The following is a 19,223-nucleotide window of genomic DNA, read 5'->3' on the forward strand; positions in this document are numbered from 1 at the left end:
TGCCCTAAGATGCTGTACAGATTTTTTCTTGGTTTTAGAAATCTATAACAATTCCTATACTGGGTATAATTTGACCTGATTCTGTTTCAATTGCTGCTAGACTTCTTGGTTCTACGATTGTTCCGGTAGTATCTCTATTAAGTCCGAACTGTGTAGGTTCTGGGATTTCTTGTCCTAAAACATTTTGAGCTTCGATAAATACATTTAACGAAAGATTTTTGAAATTCCATTTTTTATCGATACGCAGGTCGAGTTGACTAAAGGTATCTAGTTTCTCTTCTCCTAAACGATCATAATCCAAAATAACTTCGGGATAATTAGCCAAAGTAGCATTAAGATCAGTAGGGACAAAAGGCGTGTTGCCTGCAAAGCGATATCTAGTACTGATCTCCCAATTCTTCTTTAGTTTATAGCCGCCTGTAAATGAAATAAGATGACGACTATCCCATACAGATGGTAAATAGTTGTTTCTATCAAAGCCAGTAAATTCACTATAAAACCAGGTATAGGCAAAGATTCCATAAAAGTTATTAGTCAGTTTTTGCTGAAATTGAAGCTCTGCTCCATAGCTTCTTCCTTTACCAACAGTTGAGACATCTTCACTTCCTAAAATTTCGAAGTCTGCACCTTTATTGGCAAGAGAGACGCCATCTAAGACTGAAACCGGATAATCATCATAACGTTTGTAGAACCCCTCTAAAGAAATACTTGATGAAGGACCAAAATAGTGTTGCAAGCCAAGTACATAATGATCACTTACAGTATAATCTACATCTTGATTTACAAGGACATTATTATTATTTCTGAATCCTAAAATGGTATAAGGAGGTAATTTGTAATATCTACCTATCGACCCATTTAATCTCCAGTTTTCTTTAAACTCATAGGATAATGACAATCTTGGAGAGAATGTAGATAAGATATTATTCTCTTCTGTAAAAGTATCATCGTCTACTCTAAAACCAAAGGATACATCTAATTTATCACTGAAGAACGATTTAGTTACATTCGCAAAAAGTCCATACTTGAAGAAATCTATCTCAGTGTTAAAAATATTATTATCGGTTAGATTTACGGTTTCATTACTATAATCAGAATATTGTGTATTAAAACCTGTGGTAAATTTCCAATCATCAATGAATTTTGTGAGTTGGTAACGTAACTTAGTTTCAGATTCGGTGGCATCGTTACTAAAAATCACTCCAGTTTCATTTTCAGGATCTTCATATCGAGTAAATTCATTAACCAAAGTGTTGTTGCTCACAGTTGTTTCCATAAAACCGGATCCATCTTTAAAACGTCGTTTCCAGGATAAACCCATAGCATTAGTACGTTGATTAATAAAAGGAGCCTGATCTAGTTGTGCTTGTTGTTCTGCATCAAAATCATCTGGTGCTTCTACCGAAAAATCATCAATAGAGCCTAAACCGATAAAACTGATGTCATTGTAAGTGTCGATCTTATGGTTTATTTTGTATTGATAATCCCAGTAATTGGGTCTAAATGGAAGACCAATAACTTCAAACAAAAATTGTAGATAACTTCGTCTTGCTGATACCAAAAAAGTAGTTTTTGCTTCTTCGTTTTTACCTTTAAAAAGAGGTCCTTCTAGTGTAAGTGCCGCTTCACTAGCACTAATACGAAAATTACCGTTAAAACCTCTGTTGTTTCCCTGGCGCTGACTAAACTGTAATACTCCAGAAAGTGGGTTGTCATACTGAGCGCCAAAAGATGAGGTAGATAGTGTTACATTATCTATGAATGATACATTAATAAGTCCAACAGGGCCTCCAGCACTTCCTTGAGTACTAAAGTGATTGATATTAGGAACTTCTATTCCGTCTAGATAATAGACAGTTTCATTAGGAGCTCCACCTCGAATTATCAAATCATTACGAAAACCTCCAATAGAGGGAGAAACACCAGGAAGTGTTTGGGCAACCTGTACTACATCATTGTTGCTTCCTGGGTAGGTGGCAATTTCTACAGCAGATAATGACTGTGTGGATAATGGAGTTTCTTTTGGTCTACTTATTTTGTTAGCATTACTTATAACCACTTCATCCAATGCTTCTGTAGACTCTTTCAGAACAAAATTGTTAGTGGGCGTTCCTTTTGATTTTACAATAACATTAAATTTGGTTTGTGTTTCAAAACCAACATAACTAACGATTAAATTATAGGATCCTGGAGTTATATTTTCAATTCTGTAGTTTCCATCAAAATCGGTTTGCGCTCCTTTTTCTGTTCCTTCAAGAAAAACTGAAGCCCCTAAAATAAATTGCCCGGTTTGATCGGTTACATTTCCAGAGAGTTCTCCATATACTTGGGCATGCATATGAGAAACAAATAGTATAGAAAGTATTAAAACAGTATTTTTGATTTTCATGATAGTGTAGCTTATAATGGTTATAACTATATTTTTGATTAACAAAACAAAGTGTTTATTTTTTTTGCACAAATATTAAACAAAAAAACAACTATATAGCACTATATTATTTTAATTTAGTGTTAAAAAATTATAATTAATGAAAATTTATGAATTAATAAAAGAGTTAATTAGTTTAACAGGAGAATTTGTGAAAAGCAGATCAGATGGTGAAATTCATATTAAATCATTTACAGATTGGTTGTCTAAACGAATGGATAAAACGGTTTCGACTGAAGAGTATGAAATTACAGGGCATAGCATAGAAGCAGAAATAGCAGCATACATAGGTAGAATGAGTAGGTATTCTAATTCATATATTAAATCTGCACTGGTTGATTTACCTTTTACAACTGATATGGATTTTGCCTTTACAGCAATTCTTCACAGAGCTGGTTCTATTGGCAAAACAGATTTGATTAGAAAAATGGCTTATGATAAATCTTCTGGAATGGAAGTAATTAAACGATTATTGAAAAATGAGTTGATTGAACAATTTCCAAACCCAGAAGACAAAAGAGGTAAACTACTACGCCTGACCAAAATAGGAGAAGAAAATGTGATAAAAACATATGCCGAAGCCCATAAAGCTGCAAAAACAGTGAGTGGTTGTTTATCTAAAAGTGAACAAATAAATTTGCTAAAAACCTTAAAAAAATTAGATGAATTTCATTTTCCGATATACTTAGAAGAAGAAAAAGATTTAAATTTAATTATTAATAAGTATTCTATAAAATGAACCAAACCTTACAAATAGCGCTTATACAATCTCATCTGGCATGGGAGAACCCAGTACAGAATCGAAAAATGTTTGCTCAGAAAATTGAGGCGATAACTCAGGATGTAGATTTGATTATTCTCCCGGAGATGTTTACTACAGGGTTTACTATGAATGCCCTTGAGGTTGCTGAGACCATGCGAGGAGATACTATGGTATGGCTTGCAGCAATGGCTAAAAAGGTTAGTTGTGCTATTACAGGAAGTATAATAGTCAAAGAAGAAAATAAGTACTACAATCGTTTGATCTTTATGTTACCTGATGGTACATGCAAGTGGTACGATAAACATCAATTATTTACTTTGGCCAAAGAGCATGAAGTATTCGAATCAGGTCAGGAAGAGGTAATTATCGAGTATTTGGGGTGGAATATTAAGTTGCAGGTATGTTATGATCTTAGATTTCCTGTTTGGGCGAGAAATACTACAGGCTATGATGTATTATTGTATGTAGCAAGTTGGCCAAAACCCCGTATTAATGCGTGGGATACATTGCTTAAGGCCAGAGCTATCGAGAATATGTGTTATTGTATTGGTGTAAATCGAATTGGTTTAGATGGAAAAGGATATGAATATAATGGACATTCTGCAGTGTATGATGTTCTTGGTCATTCTGTTATAGAAGAAGAGCTAGTCGAAAAAGAAGCAATTTTATACGCTTCTTTAGACAAATCTCATATTGAAAAAGTTAGAGGTAAATTGCCTTTTCTTGAGGATAGAGATGATTTTAAGTTATATTAGTTTTTGTTTGTAAATGTGACTGTAGTCTCAGATATCAGAATATTGATTAGTCATCTGACTCTTTTTTGGATTCATCCTCTGATTCATCATCATTAAGAAGCCCTTTAGCTTTATCCCATAACTTAGAACCTTGATTTTTTATCTCATCTCCGGCATTTTCAAGACTCTCCATACTAGAATATTTGTCAATGTTTTCTATAAAATTATTGAAGGTGTCAATAATCTTAAATGTCTCATCTGTATATGGAATATTCTGTTCTTTCATCAATTTTTTCCAATCTACTTTTGCCAGAATTGATATCATGTATTTTGTAGCTATCTTACTTAAGAAGTATTTATCATAAATGCCATTAAGTACCTTGTCTGGTTCTCTATCTTTAAGATAAGTAATCGATTCTTCGATAGATTCTTTTTCTTTTTTAGAAAGCAATATGCTGGATTTTAATTTTTCCAGGGAAGAAATCGCTTTTTCACTGTTTTCTTGTTTTAGATGCAGATAGGTTTCTATGGACCAAATGATTTCGTTATCAAGACCTATTTTTTCTGCATCATTAAGGAATTCTTCAAAGTCGAGTAGTGCTCGTTCCTGATCAATGTCACGTTCCATCATCAATCTATCAAAACCTCTAAAAAGATGATTAAGTGCATGTAAACCAATATGAGTTTTTTGATTGTCAAGATTTCTCCATTGAAATATAGCCCTTGTAAGTGGTAGGTCTGTGTCTGGATTATTGTTTAGCCAAACTATATTTCGGGATATTTCATCTTCTGATAAGTAATATAATTTTTTTTCGAAAAATAGAAAACCTCTAAAATATTGCATCAAGGTTTTAATTTCACTATCAGGGAGTAATTCAGGATTTGTTTTTGAACTTTCATATAGAGAAATTTCTTTTCCAAGATCCCGGCTTGCAATAACAATTGCACTTAAAAAGGCGTGCTCAATATTTTGCATAACTATCTTTTCTTCATTGCTAAGTAAAGGGGCTGTTTTGGTTATAGAATCTCCATATACTTTGGTTAATGCTTCAGTTAAAGTTGGAAATATGTCTTCATCTGTTTCTTCTACAAAGCTCTTCATTGCTCTGTAATCTCGATATATTGAAATATAGTCCATAAGAGAAAGCTCTTCGGAATTTTCAATATCATAGGAAACAACTTTGTTAAAAATTTTATCAAATTTTGTTTTAAACTCCTTAAACTCGGGTGATACATCATTTTGTGCAGCAGAAGATCGGATACATATTTTTCCAAATTTGTAAGCTAATACTTTATCAGAATCTAGTTGTTCAATAAGTTCTTCCTTGTCTTTTTGTAATAAAGCTTCGTCAGTTTTTTCATCAGAACAACTTGTTAGAAGTAAAACAACTAAAACAAAAAGAATATGTATATGCTTCATGTGCCAAGTTTTATTAAGTATAATAGTTTAATAATAAGTAAAAATAATTAAAGTGTATTATTTATGATACCCTCTTTTCAGTGAAACTTGCTTAAGTTACTCTGGAATATTTTGTTGAGAAATATAATGATTTCTGGACTTTGGCTAAGTATAGGGTATCATTTTTTTCATTTATACATCAATAAATCGAGATATCTCGATTTATTGATGTATATTTATAACATGAATTTTTTAGAAATAAATAAGGTATTGTCAAATAAGGTGCGAGTTGATATTCTTCATTGGCTTAAAAAACCAGAAGATAACTTTCCTCCACAAATCAATGTACCTGATTTTAATAATGGTGTCTGTGTTTGTCATATCCAGGATAAGACGGGTCTGTCTCAATCTACCGTTTCACATTATCTTACAATGATGCATAAAGTAAATGTCCTTACTGCAACAAGAATTGGAAAATGGACCTATTATAAAAGAAACGAAGAAGAAATACTTAATTATATAAATTCATTGAGGAGTGAACTTTGATTTTTTTAGATGACTAAAATTCTTAAATCAATAATAAAAATATAAAGATGGAACAAGAATTACTTTTAATGGGTGCTAATGCTTTAAGAAAAGCAGCAGTTAACGAAGAGGTAAAAGATTTTATTCTTTCTAACGAAGCACTATTTAAAACAATTAAAAAAGCTGCTAATAGATATATCGGCGGAGAAACACTTGAAGAAACAATACTTAAGGTTAAACACCAGAATAAAAACAAATTCAAGTGCTCAATAGAGTTTATGGGAGAAAATACACTGACCGAAAAAGAAGCAAATGATGCAACTAGCGAATTTATTAGGATAGTGCATGAGATTAAAAACCAAAATCTTAATTCGACTGTTTCTCTTGACCTTTCTCATATTGGGTTGGCAATTTCAAATGATTTGTGCTTAAATAATTTGATCTCAATATGTAAAGAAGCCAGTAAAAATAATATTGAGGTAATTATTAGTGCAGAGGGTATCGATAGAACAGATGCAGTGCTCAATACATATAAAACCATATCAAAAACCTATAAAAATACTTCAATAACACTTCAGGCATATCTTCACAGAACAAAGGATGATTTTAAAGATTTAATACAAGAAGAAGGAAGAATTAGAATGGTAAAAGGAGCTTTTGAGACCCCGGCACACCTTTCTATTCCCAGAGGAAAAGAATTAGACGAGAGATATTTATATTTTGTAGATCAATTATTATCTCAGAATCATAAATGTTCAATAGCAACACATCATTCCAAAATTCAGCAAGAAGTACTTAAACTTATTCAAAAATATAAAATAAGTAAGGATATTTACGAATTTGAAAGCCTCTTTGGAATCCAAACAGAACAGCTAACTCTTCTAAAAGAGCAAGGGTATCCAACAAAATTATACTTTGTATACGGTAAAGAGTGGTATTTGTATTTATGTAATAGGATAGCCGAATATCCGATGAATTTATTTAGAGCTCTAAATGATATTGTTGAACCTATTTCTGAATAACAGAGTTAGAGCCTAATATACTTTGCGTTACTCTTCTAATGTGAAGGTTTGTTTTATTTCCCAATTTGCTCGTAGTTCTATAGGCTCAAGGAAATAACGCATTTCTTCTGGCTGTATACCTTTTAAGAAATTACCAGTATCCCATTTACCATTATTATTTTGATCAAAAATTACTCTAATAAAATATTTGGAAGGGTTGAGGTATTCAAAAACAAGGGTTTCTTGGCTTTTTGCTATTTTTTCTGAAACTACTTCTTCCTTATCGTTTGTGATCTGGACTATTACCGGATAGGCTTTGACATTTTGAAGAGTTAGAAAAATTGTACCATAATCGGTAATTTTTTTTGTTCTGAAATTAAATTGTACCGTATCATTAACATTACCAATAAAATCTTTTATTGCATCAGGAAGTAGTTTTAAGTTGTAAGCATTACTTTCTGTTTTTTCAAAAATAAGTTGTGCTTCATTTTTAGCTTTATCTAATGTTATAGAAAAAGGAACATCCAATGTATCCTTATCGGTTAATGAGATTAAACTCTCATTGATACTATCCAAAGGAGTATTGGCCGAAAAGGTAAAGTTCTTATTAGGTTCAAGACTGGATTTTACAGATGAAATTAATTTAAGTGAATCTTTATATTGATCCTTAAATCTTGCAACTAATGTATCTCGATAATTTTTAGAATTGGTGACTTCAAAAATCAATGAGTCGGCTTCAAAAAATGGTCTAAACCAATAATGTAATGTATCTTTTTCTTTATCCGGAAAAACCTGAGTATCGTAGTCATCCGGTATATCACTAAGCATTTTTACATTCATACTATCCAAAAGACCTTCATAAGGAAAAAGAAATTCGTTTTTTGATACCTGTTTTGGTTTTAATGCCTTAAAATCCAGAATTTCCTTAAAAATATTAAGATTAAATACTTTTGCTGTATCCTCTGGAAGCGTGATAATTTCTTCATAAAACCCTATTTTATCCTGTTTAGGTTCATATAAATAATTATTTGAAACATCTTTTAAAGCAACAAGTTTAAATTTCCCTTCTTTTAGATTATGTAAACTAAAACCAATACTATCTAGCGTATTGGTAATGTATCGCGGAACAGTTTTGTAAACCAGTGAATCCGAATAATTTTCATCAACCTCATATAGTGCAACGGTAATATAGGAATCGGGTTCTTTTTGGTAAGCGTCACTTATTGTGCCTTTTACACTTAAAGAATCAAGAAAGTCTCCTGTAGTAAAAACATATCTAAAAAAAGAGTTTGGGTTTTCTTCATTATTATCTACAATACTTTCTCCAAAATTGATACTATAGGTGGTGTTTTCTAATAAGGTATCAATAAATTTAATTTTAATGTATTTGCTGGGTACTCCTAGAGGTGTAATTGTCGGCTTAGGATCCATAGGAGGTGAGACGATGATTTGTTTTTGAGCATCGTTTAGTTTTATATATTCATCAAAATAAATTCGAATCTCATTTCTGTCAAAATTTGTTGAAAAATTGGGAGGTAAGGCTTTAATAAAAACGGGAGGTGTCTCATCCTTAGGGCCACCAGTAATCGAACCTTTTTTGGCACAATTTACTACCAGAAGTAATGATACCAAGGTAAGCAATACCATATTTAATCTTTTGCTCATATGCTCCGAGATGATTTTAAGTGACAAAGAAACAACTATATTTAAAAAACAAAAAACATAATGAAATACTATTTTAGAGGTTTCTGTAAGAAAAAACACTAAAACTTTATATTTAATTCATCTTCATGTTAGATTACTCGGTTATAGCCATTGTTGCAATACTAATTTTAATCCCTGGGATGGTATTTAATTCCTTTACACAAGCTTCTATGGTAGCACCGGTTGTAACAATGTCATCAATCAATAAAATATGTTTATTTACAAGTAAAGACTCATTTTCAACCTTAAATGTTTCAGATGTATTGATCCATCGGCTAAGTCGCCCGTGTTTAGATTGTTTTTTATTGTAAGATTTTTTTTTCAATACAGAATCAATGTACTTAGCACTCAGTTTTTTTGCAATTTCAATTCCGAATTTTTCAACTTGATTATACCCTCTTTCCTGTAATCTTTTTTTATGTAGTGGAACAGGGATTACGATATCAACATCTTGATATTCAGATATTTGTGATAAATCAGAGCCTAGCCATTGCCCTAATTCTGTTCCTATTTCCTCTCTACCCCTATACTTAAGGTTATGAATTAGGTTTTGCACCAAACTATCCTTATGAAAAACAAATAGAGAAGTTGCATTTTCAATTTTGGCACGACCATAAAATACTTTTTCAATTTTTTTTGCGTTTACGTTATGGAAATTGCCTAAAGGGAGCTCGTGTCTACAAGAAGTACATAGTAACCTTTCATTTTTATATAGAGGACTGTTACAGGCAGCACAATATATAGGATAGAGTAAATACGCTAAGTCTCTTAGCATTTTATTAGGGAGATTAACATTAATTATTATATTTAGCTATTAAAATAACCATCAAAAATTATAATAAATTTTAATTATGACAACTCAAAACAATAACTTGACCCTAAAAATTCTAATTGGTGTTCTAGGAGCACTGTTGCTTATTCTAGGGATTTTTACGTATAAGTTTTACAACGAAGAGAAGCAAAATAAAGCAATTTTGCAACAAGAAAAGGATCTTATTGAAAGCGAATTAGGAGAATTGATCACAAAATATGACAATGCTATCGCTCTTAATGAAGTAATGGATGATCATTTGCTCAAGGCAAAAGAACGTATTGTTGTACTATTAGATAGTGTAAAAGACAATGATGCTAATCTAGCTTTGATCTCTCGTTACAGAAGAGAAGTAGGTAAACTTAAAAAAGAACGTGAAAGACTATTTAAGCTGGCAGATAGTTTAACAGCTGCTAATACGCAATTGGCTACAGATCTTGATAGTACTTCTGTAGCATTAAATAGAAGAATTATTTTATCTGATTCTTTACAAACACAAAACACCAAACTTGCTGATATCGTAGAAAGAGGTTCTGCACTTACTGCTGCAAATATCAAAGCAGAAGGAGTACGTGTACGTAACAGTGGTAAAATATCAACTTCTTCTAAGGCAAGTAGAGCAGAAAAAGTAAGAGTATGTTTTACACTTTCTCCAAATAAATTGACAGAAAAAGGAGATAAAGATCTTTTTGTTCAGGTAATTAATCCAGAAAATAACTTGATCGGAGATAAGATATCTGTAAATTTTGATGATGCTGTACTTACTTATAGTGGACGCAATAAAGTATTCTATGAAAATGAAGCTTTAGATGTTTGTGTATTGGTTGATGCTGCACAAGGAGAGCTTGTAAAAGGGAACTATGTGGTTAACTTATTCTCTGGGCCAAGAATGATCTCTAACACACAGTTTGAGTTAAAATAATGTATTGAAATAAATATTAGAAAACCGTCATATTGTTTAAAAATATGACGGTTTTTTTATGCTTTCGATAGAAATTAATTTTGTAGGTGTTTAATTAGATAAATTCAATTATTTTTGCGCAATGGCAAAGCAAGAAGATAAATTTAAAAAGGTTATTGCCCATGCTAAAGAGTACGGGTATATTTTTGGTTCTAGTGAGATTTATGATGGACTAAGTGCAGTATATGACTATGGTCAAAATGGTGTAGAACTTAAAAAAAACATAAGAGAATATTGGTGGAAAAGTATGGTAAATATGCATCAAAACATTGTTGGTTTAGATGCGTCAATATTTATGCATCCAACTACCTGGAAAGCTTCTGGTCATGTAGATGCATTTAACGATCCCCTAATTGATAATAAAGACTCTAAAAAAAGATATAGAGCCGATGTACTCATAGAGGATTATGCAGAAAAACTAAATCAAAAGGCTCAGAAAGAGATTGCTAAAGCCAAAAAACGTTTTGGAGATTCTTTTGATGAAGCACAATTTATAACTACCAATCCTAGAGTAGTAAAGTATCTATCCAAAAAGGAAGAAGTTGTGCAACGTATGGCAAAATCTTTAGAAAATGAAGACCTTGCTGATGTAAAAGCATTAATAGAAGAGTTAGAAATAGCAGATCCTGATACGGGGTCCAAAAACTGGACAGAAGTTCGACAGTTTAATCTGATGTTCGGAACCAAGTTAGGAGCTTCTGCAGAGTCTGCAACCGATTTGTTCTTGAGGCCAGAGACTGCTCAAGGTATTTTTGTTAACTTTCTAAATGTCCAAAAAACTGGAAGAATGAAAATTCCATTTGGAATAGCTCAAACAGGAAAAGCATTTAGGAATGAGATTGTAGCGCGCCAGTTTATTTTTAGAATGCGCGAATTCGAACAAATGGAAATGCAATTTTTTGTGCGCCCCGGAGAAGAAATGAAATGGTATGAGTACTGGAAAGAAACCAGATTAAATTGGCATTTGTCATTAGGATTGGGTAAAGAAAATTATCGTTTTCACGATCACGATAAATTAGCACATTATGCAAACGCTGCTGCTGATATTGAGTTTAATTTCCCATTTGGATTTAAAGAATTAGAAGGAATCCATTCCAGAACAGACTTTGACCTTAAAGCACATGAAGAACATTCAGGTAAGAAATTACAGTTTTTTGATCCAGAATTAAAAGAAAGTTATGTGCCTTATGTAGTCGAAACCTCCATTGGGTTAGATAGGATGTTTCTAGCAGTATTTTCTACAGCATTACAAGATGAAGAATTAGAAGATGGTTCGAGCAGAGTGGTGTTAAAATTGCCAGCTGTTGTAGCTCCGGTAAAAGCTGCAATACTTCCATTAGTTAAAAAGGATGGTTTGCCAGAGATCGCACAGCAGATTGTTGATGATTTAAAATGGAAATTTAATGTAATCTATGATGAGAAAGATGCGATCGGACGCCGATATCGAAGACAAGATGCCAATGGAACTCCATTTTGTATTACTATTGATCACGATACTGTAAATGATAATACAGTTACTATTCGGGATCGAGATACGATGGAGCAAAAACGAGTGCCAATCACTGATCTAAAAAATCTTATTGCAGAAAAAACAGATGCCGAATATTGGTTAAAATAATATAGTAAGACATTTTTTGCTGAAGCTGCCTTATACAGGGCAGCTTTTTTATTTTAGAATAGAATGTATTGGGGTATAATTATTGATACACCGTTACTTCTAAAATGACAATTAAACTACAAAACAAAAGGCTTTTTCTTTATGCCTAAGGATAAAGTACTTTATCATAGCTGTATTTTGAAGTTTAGTTGTATTTTAGTCATAGAACTCATCTTAGTGTAATGTTATGGTATAAAGAATTTTATCTTTCATGCAGAAGGTTGATCAAAATGAGTTTTCTATATTAAAATGACCAAGTCTCATATATAAATTATTGCTCATGCTATTAAAGAAGATTGTAATTATTACTTTCCTGTTTTTTGTTACTGTTGGATTCTCTCAAAAGAAGAAAGAAATCATGAATGCAACTATGATTAGTTCGGCAGAATATATGAGAACGGTTGATCCTTTAGGAGGTAAAAAACTAATTCCGGGTAAACCAAGAGAAGGTAAAATAAACCCCAGAAGGACAGGTGCAAATAGAATTGTTCCGGGAAAAGGTTTTCCGAGAGGAATGGACCCTTTATTGGCAAAAGGAAAAAGCGCAGGAAGTACAAGGGCAACAAAAGCACCTTCTCTTACATTTGATGCGAACACAAGTTCTTTTTCACCTTCAGACCCAACAGGAGCTATTGGTCCTAATCACTATGTTAGTGCTAAAAACTTTGAATTTACGATACACGATAGAAGTGGGAATGTACTGGTTCCTTCTTCATCCTTAGAAAATATATTTCCGGGAGAAGATCTGGGAGATCCCATAGTGTTTTATGATAGTTTTGCAGATCGATTTGTAATTACACAGTTTTCTGATACTCCCAATGGATTTTTGGTAGCAGTAGGACAAGGACCAGACCCTGTAAATGATGGATGGTATATCTATCGATTTAATACCGGAAGTTTTCCCGATTATACCAAATTTTCTATATGGTCTGATGGATATTATGTAACCGCAAACAAAGATCAGGGGTCTGTACAAACAAGTGAAGTTGTCTTTGTGATCGAAAGGGAAAAAATGCTAAGAGGAGAAGCAGAAGAAAATGTAAAAATAGTAGGATTCCCTCTCCCAGGTGCCAGAATAGGAGGTTTTTATAGTCCGGCATCCTTTAACGCAATAGGAAATGCATTACCTCCTGATGGGGATGCCAGAATAATTTATTTTCAGGATGATGACTGGCAAGGAGTTACCCAGGATATGTTAAAACTCTGGAAAATAGATGTAAATTGGGTTTCACCTACTGAATCTACTATAGCAGAAGCAGAAGAAATTGCAGTAACCATGTTTGATTCTACTTTTGATGGAGGTTCTTTTGGAAATATACCACAACCAGGAACCGAAGGCCAGGATATTGACGTACTACAAGGAGCAGTAATGTATGCAAGTAACTATAGAAGGTTCTGTGATTATAATGCTGTTGTACTCAATTTTGCAGTAGATATAGATCCTGATGCAGATAATGTAGCGGGAATACGTTGGTATGAATTAAGACAAAATGGGGATGGACAACCCTGGACAGTGTTTCAAGAAGGAACCTATACCTCTACAGATGGTAAAAGTGCATGGTGTGGAAGTATGGCTATGGATATTTTTGGAAATATAGGCATGGCATATACAACCATGGGAACTACTGATAATGGAGCAAGTGCAGATAGCTTTGCTTCAATACGATACACAGGTAGATTAGCAGGAGACCCATTAGGGACGATGACCTTTGCAGAAGAAACCATTGCATTGGGAACCGGAATCGATCGAACAGATGAAAATCGATACGGAGATTATGCACAACTTACTGTTGATCCTGTCGATGATCAAACGTTCTGGCATATTGCAGAATATTTTGTCGATGTCCCTGCTAGTTATTCAAGAAATGCTGTTGGAGTATTTAAAATTGCTGAAGATGTTACTGCCGATGTTGGAGTTATACGTATTGACGTACCAGAAGATGATGCTACGTTTACTAATAACGAAACAATTACCGTAACGCTAAAGAATTTTGGATCTACTACACAAAATAATATTGCTGTTAATTATTCTATTAATGGAGCAGCAGCGGTAACAGAACTATTCGCTGGTCCTATTGATCCGGGAATGACCGCTTCCTTCTCATTTGGTACAACTGCAGATCTTACTGCAGAGAGAACCTATACCATTACTGCAGAAACCAATTTGGCAGGAGATCTTAAGCCAGAGAATGATTGTAGTGATAAAACACTTCTTAATTTGTTTTCTATTGATGTTGGTGCAGGAGAATTAATAACCCCTTCACTAGATAGTGGACTTTCTGTTTCTCCAGAGTCAGTTACGGTTACTTTATATAATTATGGAACCGTGGCACAGACCAATATTCCTGTTTTTTATATGTTAAATAATGGAACAAGAATTGAAGAAACCTTTACAGGAACCATTCAGCCTCAGGAAGAGGTGTCCTATACATTCAATACACAAGCAGAACTTATTGGTATAGGTAATTTTGAATTTACTATAGGAACGACTTTAGTAACCGATGAGAATACTGAAAATGATAATATTACAAGAGTTATTGAAAGAGAATTTTGTAGACCAACTTCAAATTGTTCGCAGTTTGGAGACGGGATTAGATCTTTTGAGTTGTCAAATGTTACAAATTCTCCAATAACCTGTAATACAGGTTATGAGGATTTTTCAGATGATTTTAGTATTAATTTAAATAGATCAATAGGAACCTATACGCTTACAGTACAAACCGGATTTGCAGATCAGAATCGATCAGAACGAATCTCTTTATGGATTGATTTTAATGACAATTCTGTTTTTGAAGAATCAGAACTTATATTAAATAATGTAGTTGTAGAAGAAGCTGATACCGACCAGGAGTTTACAGTAACAATCAACAACCAAGCTGCTTTAGGAAGGCATTTACTTAGAATTCGTGCAGGGGACGTGAATACAAATAACGGGGCTTTATTAAACGATGCTTGCGGTTCTATGGATTTTGGAACTACTCATGACTATACTGTTGAAATAGGCGAAAATAAGGATCTGGATACGGGATTAATAGTAATTAGTGAGCCAGATAATCAATTCCTGATTACCAAAGCAGATTCTGGACCAGAAACACAAGTAAGAATTTATGTTTTTAATATGTTGGGGCAAGTGATCGTTTCTAATATGATTAATAAAGATGCTAATGGAAGATTTGTATATGAACTAGATATGTCTTTTGCGAGTTCTGGAGTTTATTTTGTTCGATTTGGTAAGAGCAGAAAAGCAGATGCTACAAAGTTTGTTGTACAATAATTTACTCTTTACGTGTATTGATTTCTAAAATAGAGACTGGTCGAGCATCATTACATCTACTAGGTCTTCTTAAACTAGCAAATTTTACCCAAACTTGTGCAGGAACTTCAGTTTTAAAAAAATCACTAAGATTTACAGGATCCAAATTATCGTTATATTCCTCAACATTTAGAATATAAGGGCAGTCTTTAGATTTACTGCTAATAATAGTGCCTTTACTAAACCCCTTTTCAATCATCTCTTTAGAAATATCTTGTTTAACAATGGTATTGGAGGAAGTATTATCATTATTCCCCATACTATTTGTGGGTTTACAGTTAGATACACTTAAAAGTATAACTAGGATATATAACTTGCTCATTTTTGTACATTTAAATTGGATACATAAAGATCATAAAAAAAAATTAGAATATAAGTGTAATTGGTATAAGCTTGCAACATGCTAATATTTGTTTTGTATTTAGTATAGATAAAATAGTAGTAAGTTTTATTTTTACTAAAATTTTAAATCAAGATACAATGAAAATCGTCTCTTATAATGTAAACGGAATTAGAGCAGCGCTTAACAAAGGATTTATAGAATGGTTGAAACAAACCGATCCAGATGTTATTTGTCTTCAGGAAATAAAAGCTAACAAAGAACAATTGGATCTGGACATATTTGCTGAAGCTGGATATGCTCATAATTTCTGGTATAGTGCTCAGAAAAAAGGATATAGTGGTGTTGCGATTTTATCAAAGACTGCTCCGGATCATGTAGAGTATGGCACAGGAATAGAGTATATGGATTTTGAGGGCCGTAACATAAGAGCAGATTTTAATGGAGTTTCTGTAATGAGTTTATACCTGCCAAGTGGAACAAATATAGAGCGATTAGAGCACAAGCTGAAGTACATGGCAGATTTTCATACGTATATCAATGATGTAAAGAAAGATTATCCAAATCTGGTTATCCTTGGAGATTATAACATATGCCATCAGGCAATCGATATTCATGATCCGGTACGTAATAAAAATGTGTCTGGATTTTTACCCGTAGAGCGAGAATGGATCGGTAATTTTATGGATAGTGGTTTTATTGATTCGTTTAGGCATTTTAATACAGAACCACATCAATATTCCTGGTGGAGTTATAGAGCCAATGCCAGAGCGAATAATAAAGGATGGCGTTTGGACTATGGTATGGTGGCACGACCATTACAAGATAAACTCAAAAGAGCCGTTATTCTATCAGAAGCAAAACATAGTGACCATTGTCCGATTTTGGTAGAATTAGAAGGAGTATATAATCTATAAGGATAAGGAAGCTAAATAGAATTTAAATGTCACACTGAGCTTGTCGAAGTGTTGTTGAAGTAGAATTGAACGAAGAATGTATTGGTCTTTGACAGACTTAGACCGACAACACAAAAATGTCTGAGGTCAGAAGTTGGAAGCCTGAAGAGGAGTTAATTTCATATTAAACTTAGATTCTTTGCAACTTTGCTTCTTTGAGACTGAAAATTAAAAACCCCTTAAAACTCACAATAAAAATGATTAGAAAAATTGCACTCTTAGTACTGGTAGGAACCTTGATGACATCATGTGTTTCTTCAAAAGTATTTAAAGAGCTAGAAGGCAAGTATGCCCGTCTTAAACGAGAAAATCGTAAAATGAAAGACGAATTAGGAGCGTTAGAAAGAACAAGTAGCGCAGATAAGAAAGCATTAGCAGAATTAGATGCCAAGTATCAAAAGCTCAAAGCAGAAAGAGACGATCTTGAAGGAAAATATAATGCAGCACAGGCTAATTATGAAAACTTAAAAGAGTCTTATGATGCCTTAGAAAAGAATAGTTCTGCAGCTATTGCATCCAATAGTAGAAAAAATAGAGAACTATTAAGACAATTAGAAGAAAAAGAACGTGCCTTGGCGGCAGAACGTAGTCGTCTGGATAAATTGCAGAGTGACCTAGAGGCGCGCTCTAAACGTGTGAATGAATTAGAGGGATTAATTGCTGCCAAAGATGCAAAAATGCAAGCGCTAAAAAATGCAATTTCCAAAGCACTGCGAAATTTTGAAGGGAAAGGTCTTACGGTAGAAGAACGTAATGGTAAAGTGTATATTTCTATGGAAAACAAACTCCTTTTCGAATCTGGCAGTTGGGCGGTTGGAGCTCAAGGACAAAAAGCAGTAAAACAATTAGGAAAAGTATTGGGTGAAAATCCTGATATCGCCGTATTGATAGAAGGACATACTGATAATGTACCTTACACAGGGAATGCGCAATTATCTGGTAACTGGGATTTGTCGACAAAAAGAGCAACTGCCATTGTAAATATTTTGGTACAGAATAGGCAAATAGACCCGCAAAACCTTACAGCTGCAGGTAGAGGCGAGTTTGCCCCTGTGGCGTCTAATGATAACAGTGCAGGTAAAAGTAGAAATAGACGTATCGAAGTAATCTTAACTCCAAAACTGGATGAGATTACCAAATTGCTAAATGATATATAATCAATCAAGATGAGTATAAAACAAAAGAGCGACTCCATTTGGAGTCGCTCTTTTTATTGTATTTTATTATATCTAGTTGAATAAACTGTCCAATATTTTTGATACATCAGCATCTTGATTTTCAGCCAAAGTAGTTTTTAATTCTAATAATTTTGCCTGGAAAGTTTCAACCACGCGTTCTGCATTCATTTTATCCAATGGAATATTCTTTCCAGTAGTAGTTAGTAAAAAATATTGATAATGGTTTAAATGCTTAGGCTTAGACTTATCCAATTTTTTTTGCACTGATACGGTACCTTTACCAGTAATTATAGAGATTACATTGCCTGCCGCAGTCACTTTTTCAGTTTGTTCGCTAAGATCTGTTGCTAAAGAATATACTTGATCAAAAACTTCTGTAAGTTTAGTCCAATCTTCCTGAGCTTGAGAAGTTACAGTTGCGCCTAGCATGAATACAAGTAGAAATAATTTTTTCATAATGTTTGGGTGTTTAATAATGTATTATAAGTTTATAGGTTAATTACACCGGTTACTTTAACGGGACAATTCTTTTTTTATTGTTAAAATAACCTTAAAAATCGAGTCAAAATACTCATTTTAATTGATAAAAACCAAAAAGTGTGCCACAGATTTAGTTAACAAAAATAAAATCCTTAATTATGCATATAGCAAAAAAGCATACAGGTTTTATATAAAAGCACAAAAATACGGAAGACAGATAACAAAAGGACGTTGCCAGACGTTTATTATACCCAATTAATTTAAAACTATAAAACAAATGAAGAGGCTACCCATTTTTGTAATGTTAATAGTATCTGTGATCAAAGGAGTGAGTCAAGAAAGTGAAGAAGAATACCAGAACGAAGAAGAAGTACAAAGTGAAGAAGAGGTGCAGGAGGATGAAAATGGAGAAAGCAACTACCTTGACATCTATGGATATTTTAAGTTCACCAATGATGAGTATTCCAATGCCTTGGATAAGGTGAATGATATGTATCCAGAAGATCAAAATGTTCTATTTGCTTTGGTAGTAGAAGTACAAAAAGATATAGTATTAAAAGATCGCTTGTTTAGGGAGTTGATCGCAAAACCCAAAAAAAAGAATCCTTTCAAGGGTAAAGACAGCCCAGGGTTTGTCTGTATTCTACGTGGCCTTATAGAAAACAAAACAATATATAATGAAGCTATTAAAGACGGAAGTTCTGAGGGTCAGGCCAGAAATGCCGCAGCCTTAGCCGAAAGAGCTGCCCGTAGAAAATGTGGTATAGCCAAGAAAGTGAATAAGTTATAGTACGGGCTGTATCCATATAATGTAAAAAACATAATCTTTCCCGCTACTCCTGGTTTTTTTGTTGATCTATGATGGTGTTCTCTGGATATCTATAATGAGATACGAGTCGTAGATATGATAGGTCTATACTTATATTATCGTTCGAGATTTGATTCGTAATCCATTTAGAAACATGTAAATGGT

The 19,223-nt window shown here is 33.3% G+C and carries 16 protein-coding genes; 10 read left to right on the forward strand and 6 right to left on the reverse strand.

Features of this window, described 5'->3' with window-relative positions:
- Window positions 1-34: 34 nt before the first annotated feature.
- Entirely contained in the window at window positions 35-2,389 is a 2,355-nt protein-coding gene (locus PQF96_RS07270; protein WP_271765574.1) for a TonB-dependent receptor, read from the reverse strand.
- A 139-nt stretch (window positions 2,390-2,528) separates the two neighbouring features.
- On the opposite strand from PQF96_RS07270, the gene PQF96_RS07275 reads away from it, so the two are divergent.
- Window positions 2,529-3,167: a MarR family winged helix-turn-helix transcriptional regulator gene (locus PQF96_RS07275; protein ID WP_271765575.1), complete on the forward strand. Its 639-nt coding sequence runs from the start codon at window positions 2,529-2,531 to the stop codon at window positions 3,165-3,167.
- On the forward strand, window positions 3,164-3,946 hold the full coding sequence (locus PQF96_RS07280) for a nitrilase family protein (RefSeq protein WP_109435008.1): 783 nt from the start codon (window positions 3,164-3,166) through the stop codon (window positions 3,944-3,946). The genes PQF96_RS07275 and PQF96_RS07280 overlap by 4 nt, the downstream gene beginning before the upstream one ends.
- Before the next feature lie 46 nt (window positions 3,947-3,992).
- On the opposite strand, the gene PQF96_RS07285 is transcribed toward PQF96_RS07280, so the two are convergent.
- Complete coding sequence (locus tag PQF96_RS07285; protein WP_271765576.1) at window positions 3,993-5,345, reverse strand: short-chain dehydrogenase; 1,353 nt, start codon at window positions 5,343-5,345, stop codon at window positions 3,993-3,995.
- A 222-nt stretch (window positions 5,346-5,567) separates the two neighbouring features.
- On the opposite strand from PQF96_RS07285, the gene PQF96_RS07290 reads away from it, so the two are divergent.
- Window positions 5,568-5,870 carry an ArsR/SmtB family transcription factor gene (locus tag PQF96_RS07290; RefSeq protein ID WP_109435072.1) on the forward strand — a complete coding sequence of 101 codons (303 nt, stop codon included), beginning with the start codon at window positions 5,568-5,570 and terminating at the stop codon, window positions 5,868-5,870.
- A gap of 47 nt (window positions 5,871-5,917) precedes the next feature.
- On the forward strand, window positions 5,918-6,871 hold the full coding sequence (locus PQF96_RS07295; protein WP_271765577.1) for a proline dehydrogenase family protein: 954 nt from the start codon (window positions 5,918-5,920) through the stop codon (window positions 6,869-6,871).
- Between the two features lie 27 nt (window positions 6,872-6,898).
- Here PQF96_RS07295 and PQF96_RS07300 read toward each other — a convergent pair whose 3' ends face one another.
- Both PQF96_RS07300 and PQF96_RS07305 read right to left on the reverse strand, forming a co-directional pair.
- Complete coding sequence (locus tag PQF96_RS07300; RefSeq protein ID WP_271765578.1) at window positions 6,899-8,515, reverse strand: Ig-like domain-containing protein; 1,617 nt, start codon at window positions 8,513-8,515, stop codon at window positions 6,899-6,901.
- Between the two features lie 133 nt (window positions 8,516-8,648).
- Window positions 8,649-9,329 carry a ComF family protein gene (locus PQF96_RS07305; protein WP_271765579.1) on the reverse strand — a complete coding sequence of 227 codons (681 nt, stop codon included), beginning with the start codon at window positions 9,327-9,329 and terminating at the stop codon, window positions 8,649-8,651.
- A 76-nt stretch (window positions 9,330-9,405) separates the two neighbouring features.
- Here PQF96_RS07305 and PQF96_RS07310 point away from each other — a divergent pair, with 76 nt between their 5' ends.
- From PQF96_RS07310 to PQF96_RS07320, 3 genes are all read left to right on the forward strand, one after another.
- Window positions 9,406-10,287, forward strand: coding sequence for a hypothetical protein (locus PQF96_RS07310; protein WP_109435013.1), 882 nt, complete (start codon window positions 9,406-9,408; stop codon window positions 10,285-10,287).
- Window positions 10,288-10,408: 121 nt separating this feature from the next.
- A complete protein-coding gene (locus PQF96_RS07315; RefSeq protein ID WP_109435014.1) occupies window positions 10,409-11,944 on the forward strand; it encodes a glycine--tRNA ligase in 1,536 nt (511 codons plus the stop codon).
- Between the two features lie 319 nt (window positions 11,945-12,263).
- On the forward strand, window positions 12,264-15,257 hold the full coding sequence (locus PQF96_RS07320) for a T9SS type A sorting domain-containing protein (protein ID WP_271765581.1): 2,994 nt from the start codon (window positions 12,264-12,266) through the stop codon (window positions 15,255-15,257).
- 1 nt (window position 15,258) lies between these two features.
- On the opposite strand, the gene PQF96_RS07325 is transcribed toward PQF96_RS07320, so the two are convergent.
- Window positions 15,259-15,618, reverse strand: a complete 360-nt coding sequence (locus PQF96_RS07325) for a hypothetical protein (RefSeq protein WP_143916861.1) — start codon at window positions 15,616-15,618, stop codon at window positions 15,259-15,261.
- 158 nt (window positions 15,619-15,776) lie between these two features.
- Here PQF96_RS07325 and PQF96_RS07330 point away from each other — a divergent pair, with 158 nt between their 5' ends.
- Window positions 15,777-16,553, forward strand: coding sequence for an exodeoxyribonuclease III (locus PQF96_RS07330; protein ID WP_271765582.1), 777 nt, complete (start codon window positions 15,777-15,779; stop codon window positions 16,551-16,553).
- A 236-nt stretch (window positions 16,554-16,789) separates the two neighbouring features.
- The gene (locus tag PQF96_RS07335) at window positions 16,790-17,749 is read left to right on the forward strand and encodes an OmpA/MotB family protein (protein ID WP_271765583.1); all 960 of its coding nucleotides are present in this window, start codon (window positions 16,790-16,792) and stop codon (window positions 17,747-17,749) included.
- Between the two features lie 72 nt (window positions 17,750-17,821).
- Here the strand turns inward: PQF96_RS07335 and PQF96_RS07340 are convergent, their stop codons facing one another.
- Entirely contained in the window at window positions 17,822-18,199 is a 378-nt protein-coding gene (locus PQF96_RS07340; protein ID WP_271765585.1) for a hypothetical protein, read from the reverse strand.
- A 328-nt stretch (window positions 18,200-18,527) separates the two neighbouring features.
- On the opposite strand from PQF96_RS07340, the gene PQF96_RS07345 reads away from it, so the two are divergent.
- Window positions 18,528-19,040 (forward strand): hypothetical protein, encoded by a 513-nt coding sequence (locus tag PQF96_RS07345; protein ID WP_271765586.1) that lies wholly within the window; start codon window positions 18,528-18,530, stop codon window positions 19,038-19,040.
- Window positions 19,041-19,223 lie beyond the last annotated feature (183 nt).

Origin of the sequence: Aquimarina algiphila (assembly GCF_947494415.1) — a bacterium.
GTDB classification, from domain to species: domain Bacteria; phylum Bacteroidota; class Bacteroidia; order Flavobacteriales; family Flavobacteriaceae; genus Aquimarina; species Aquimarina algiphila.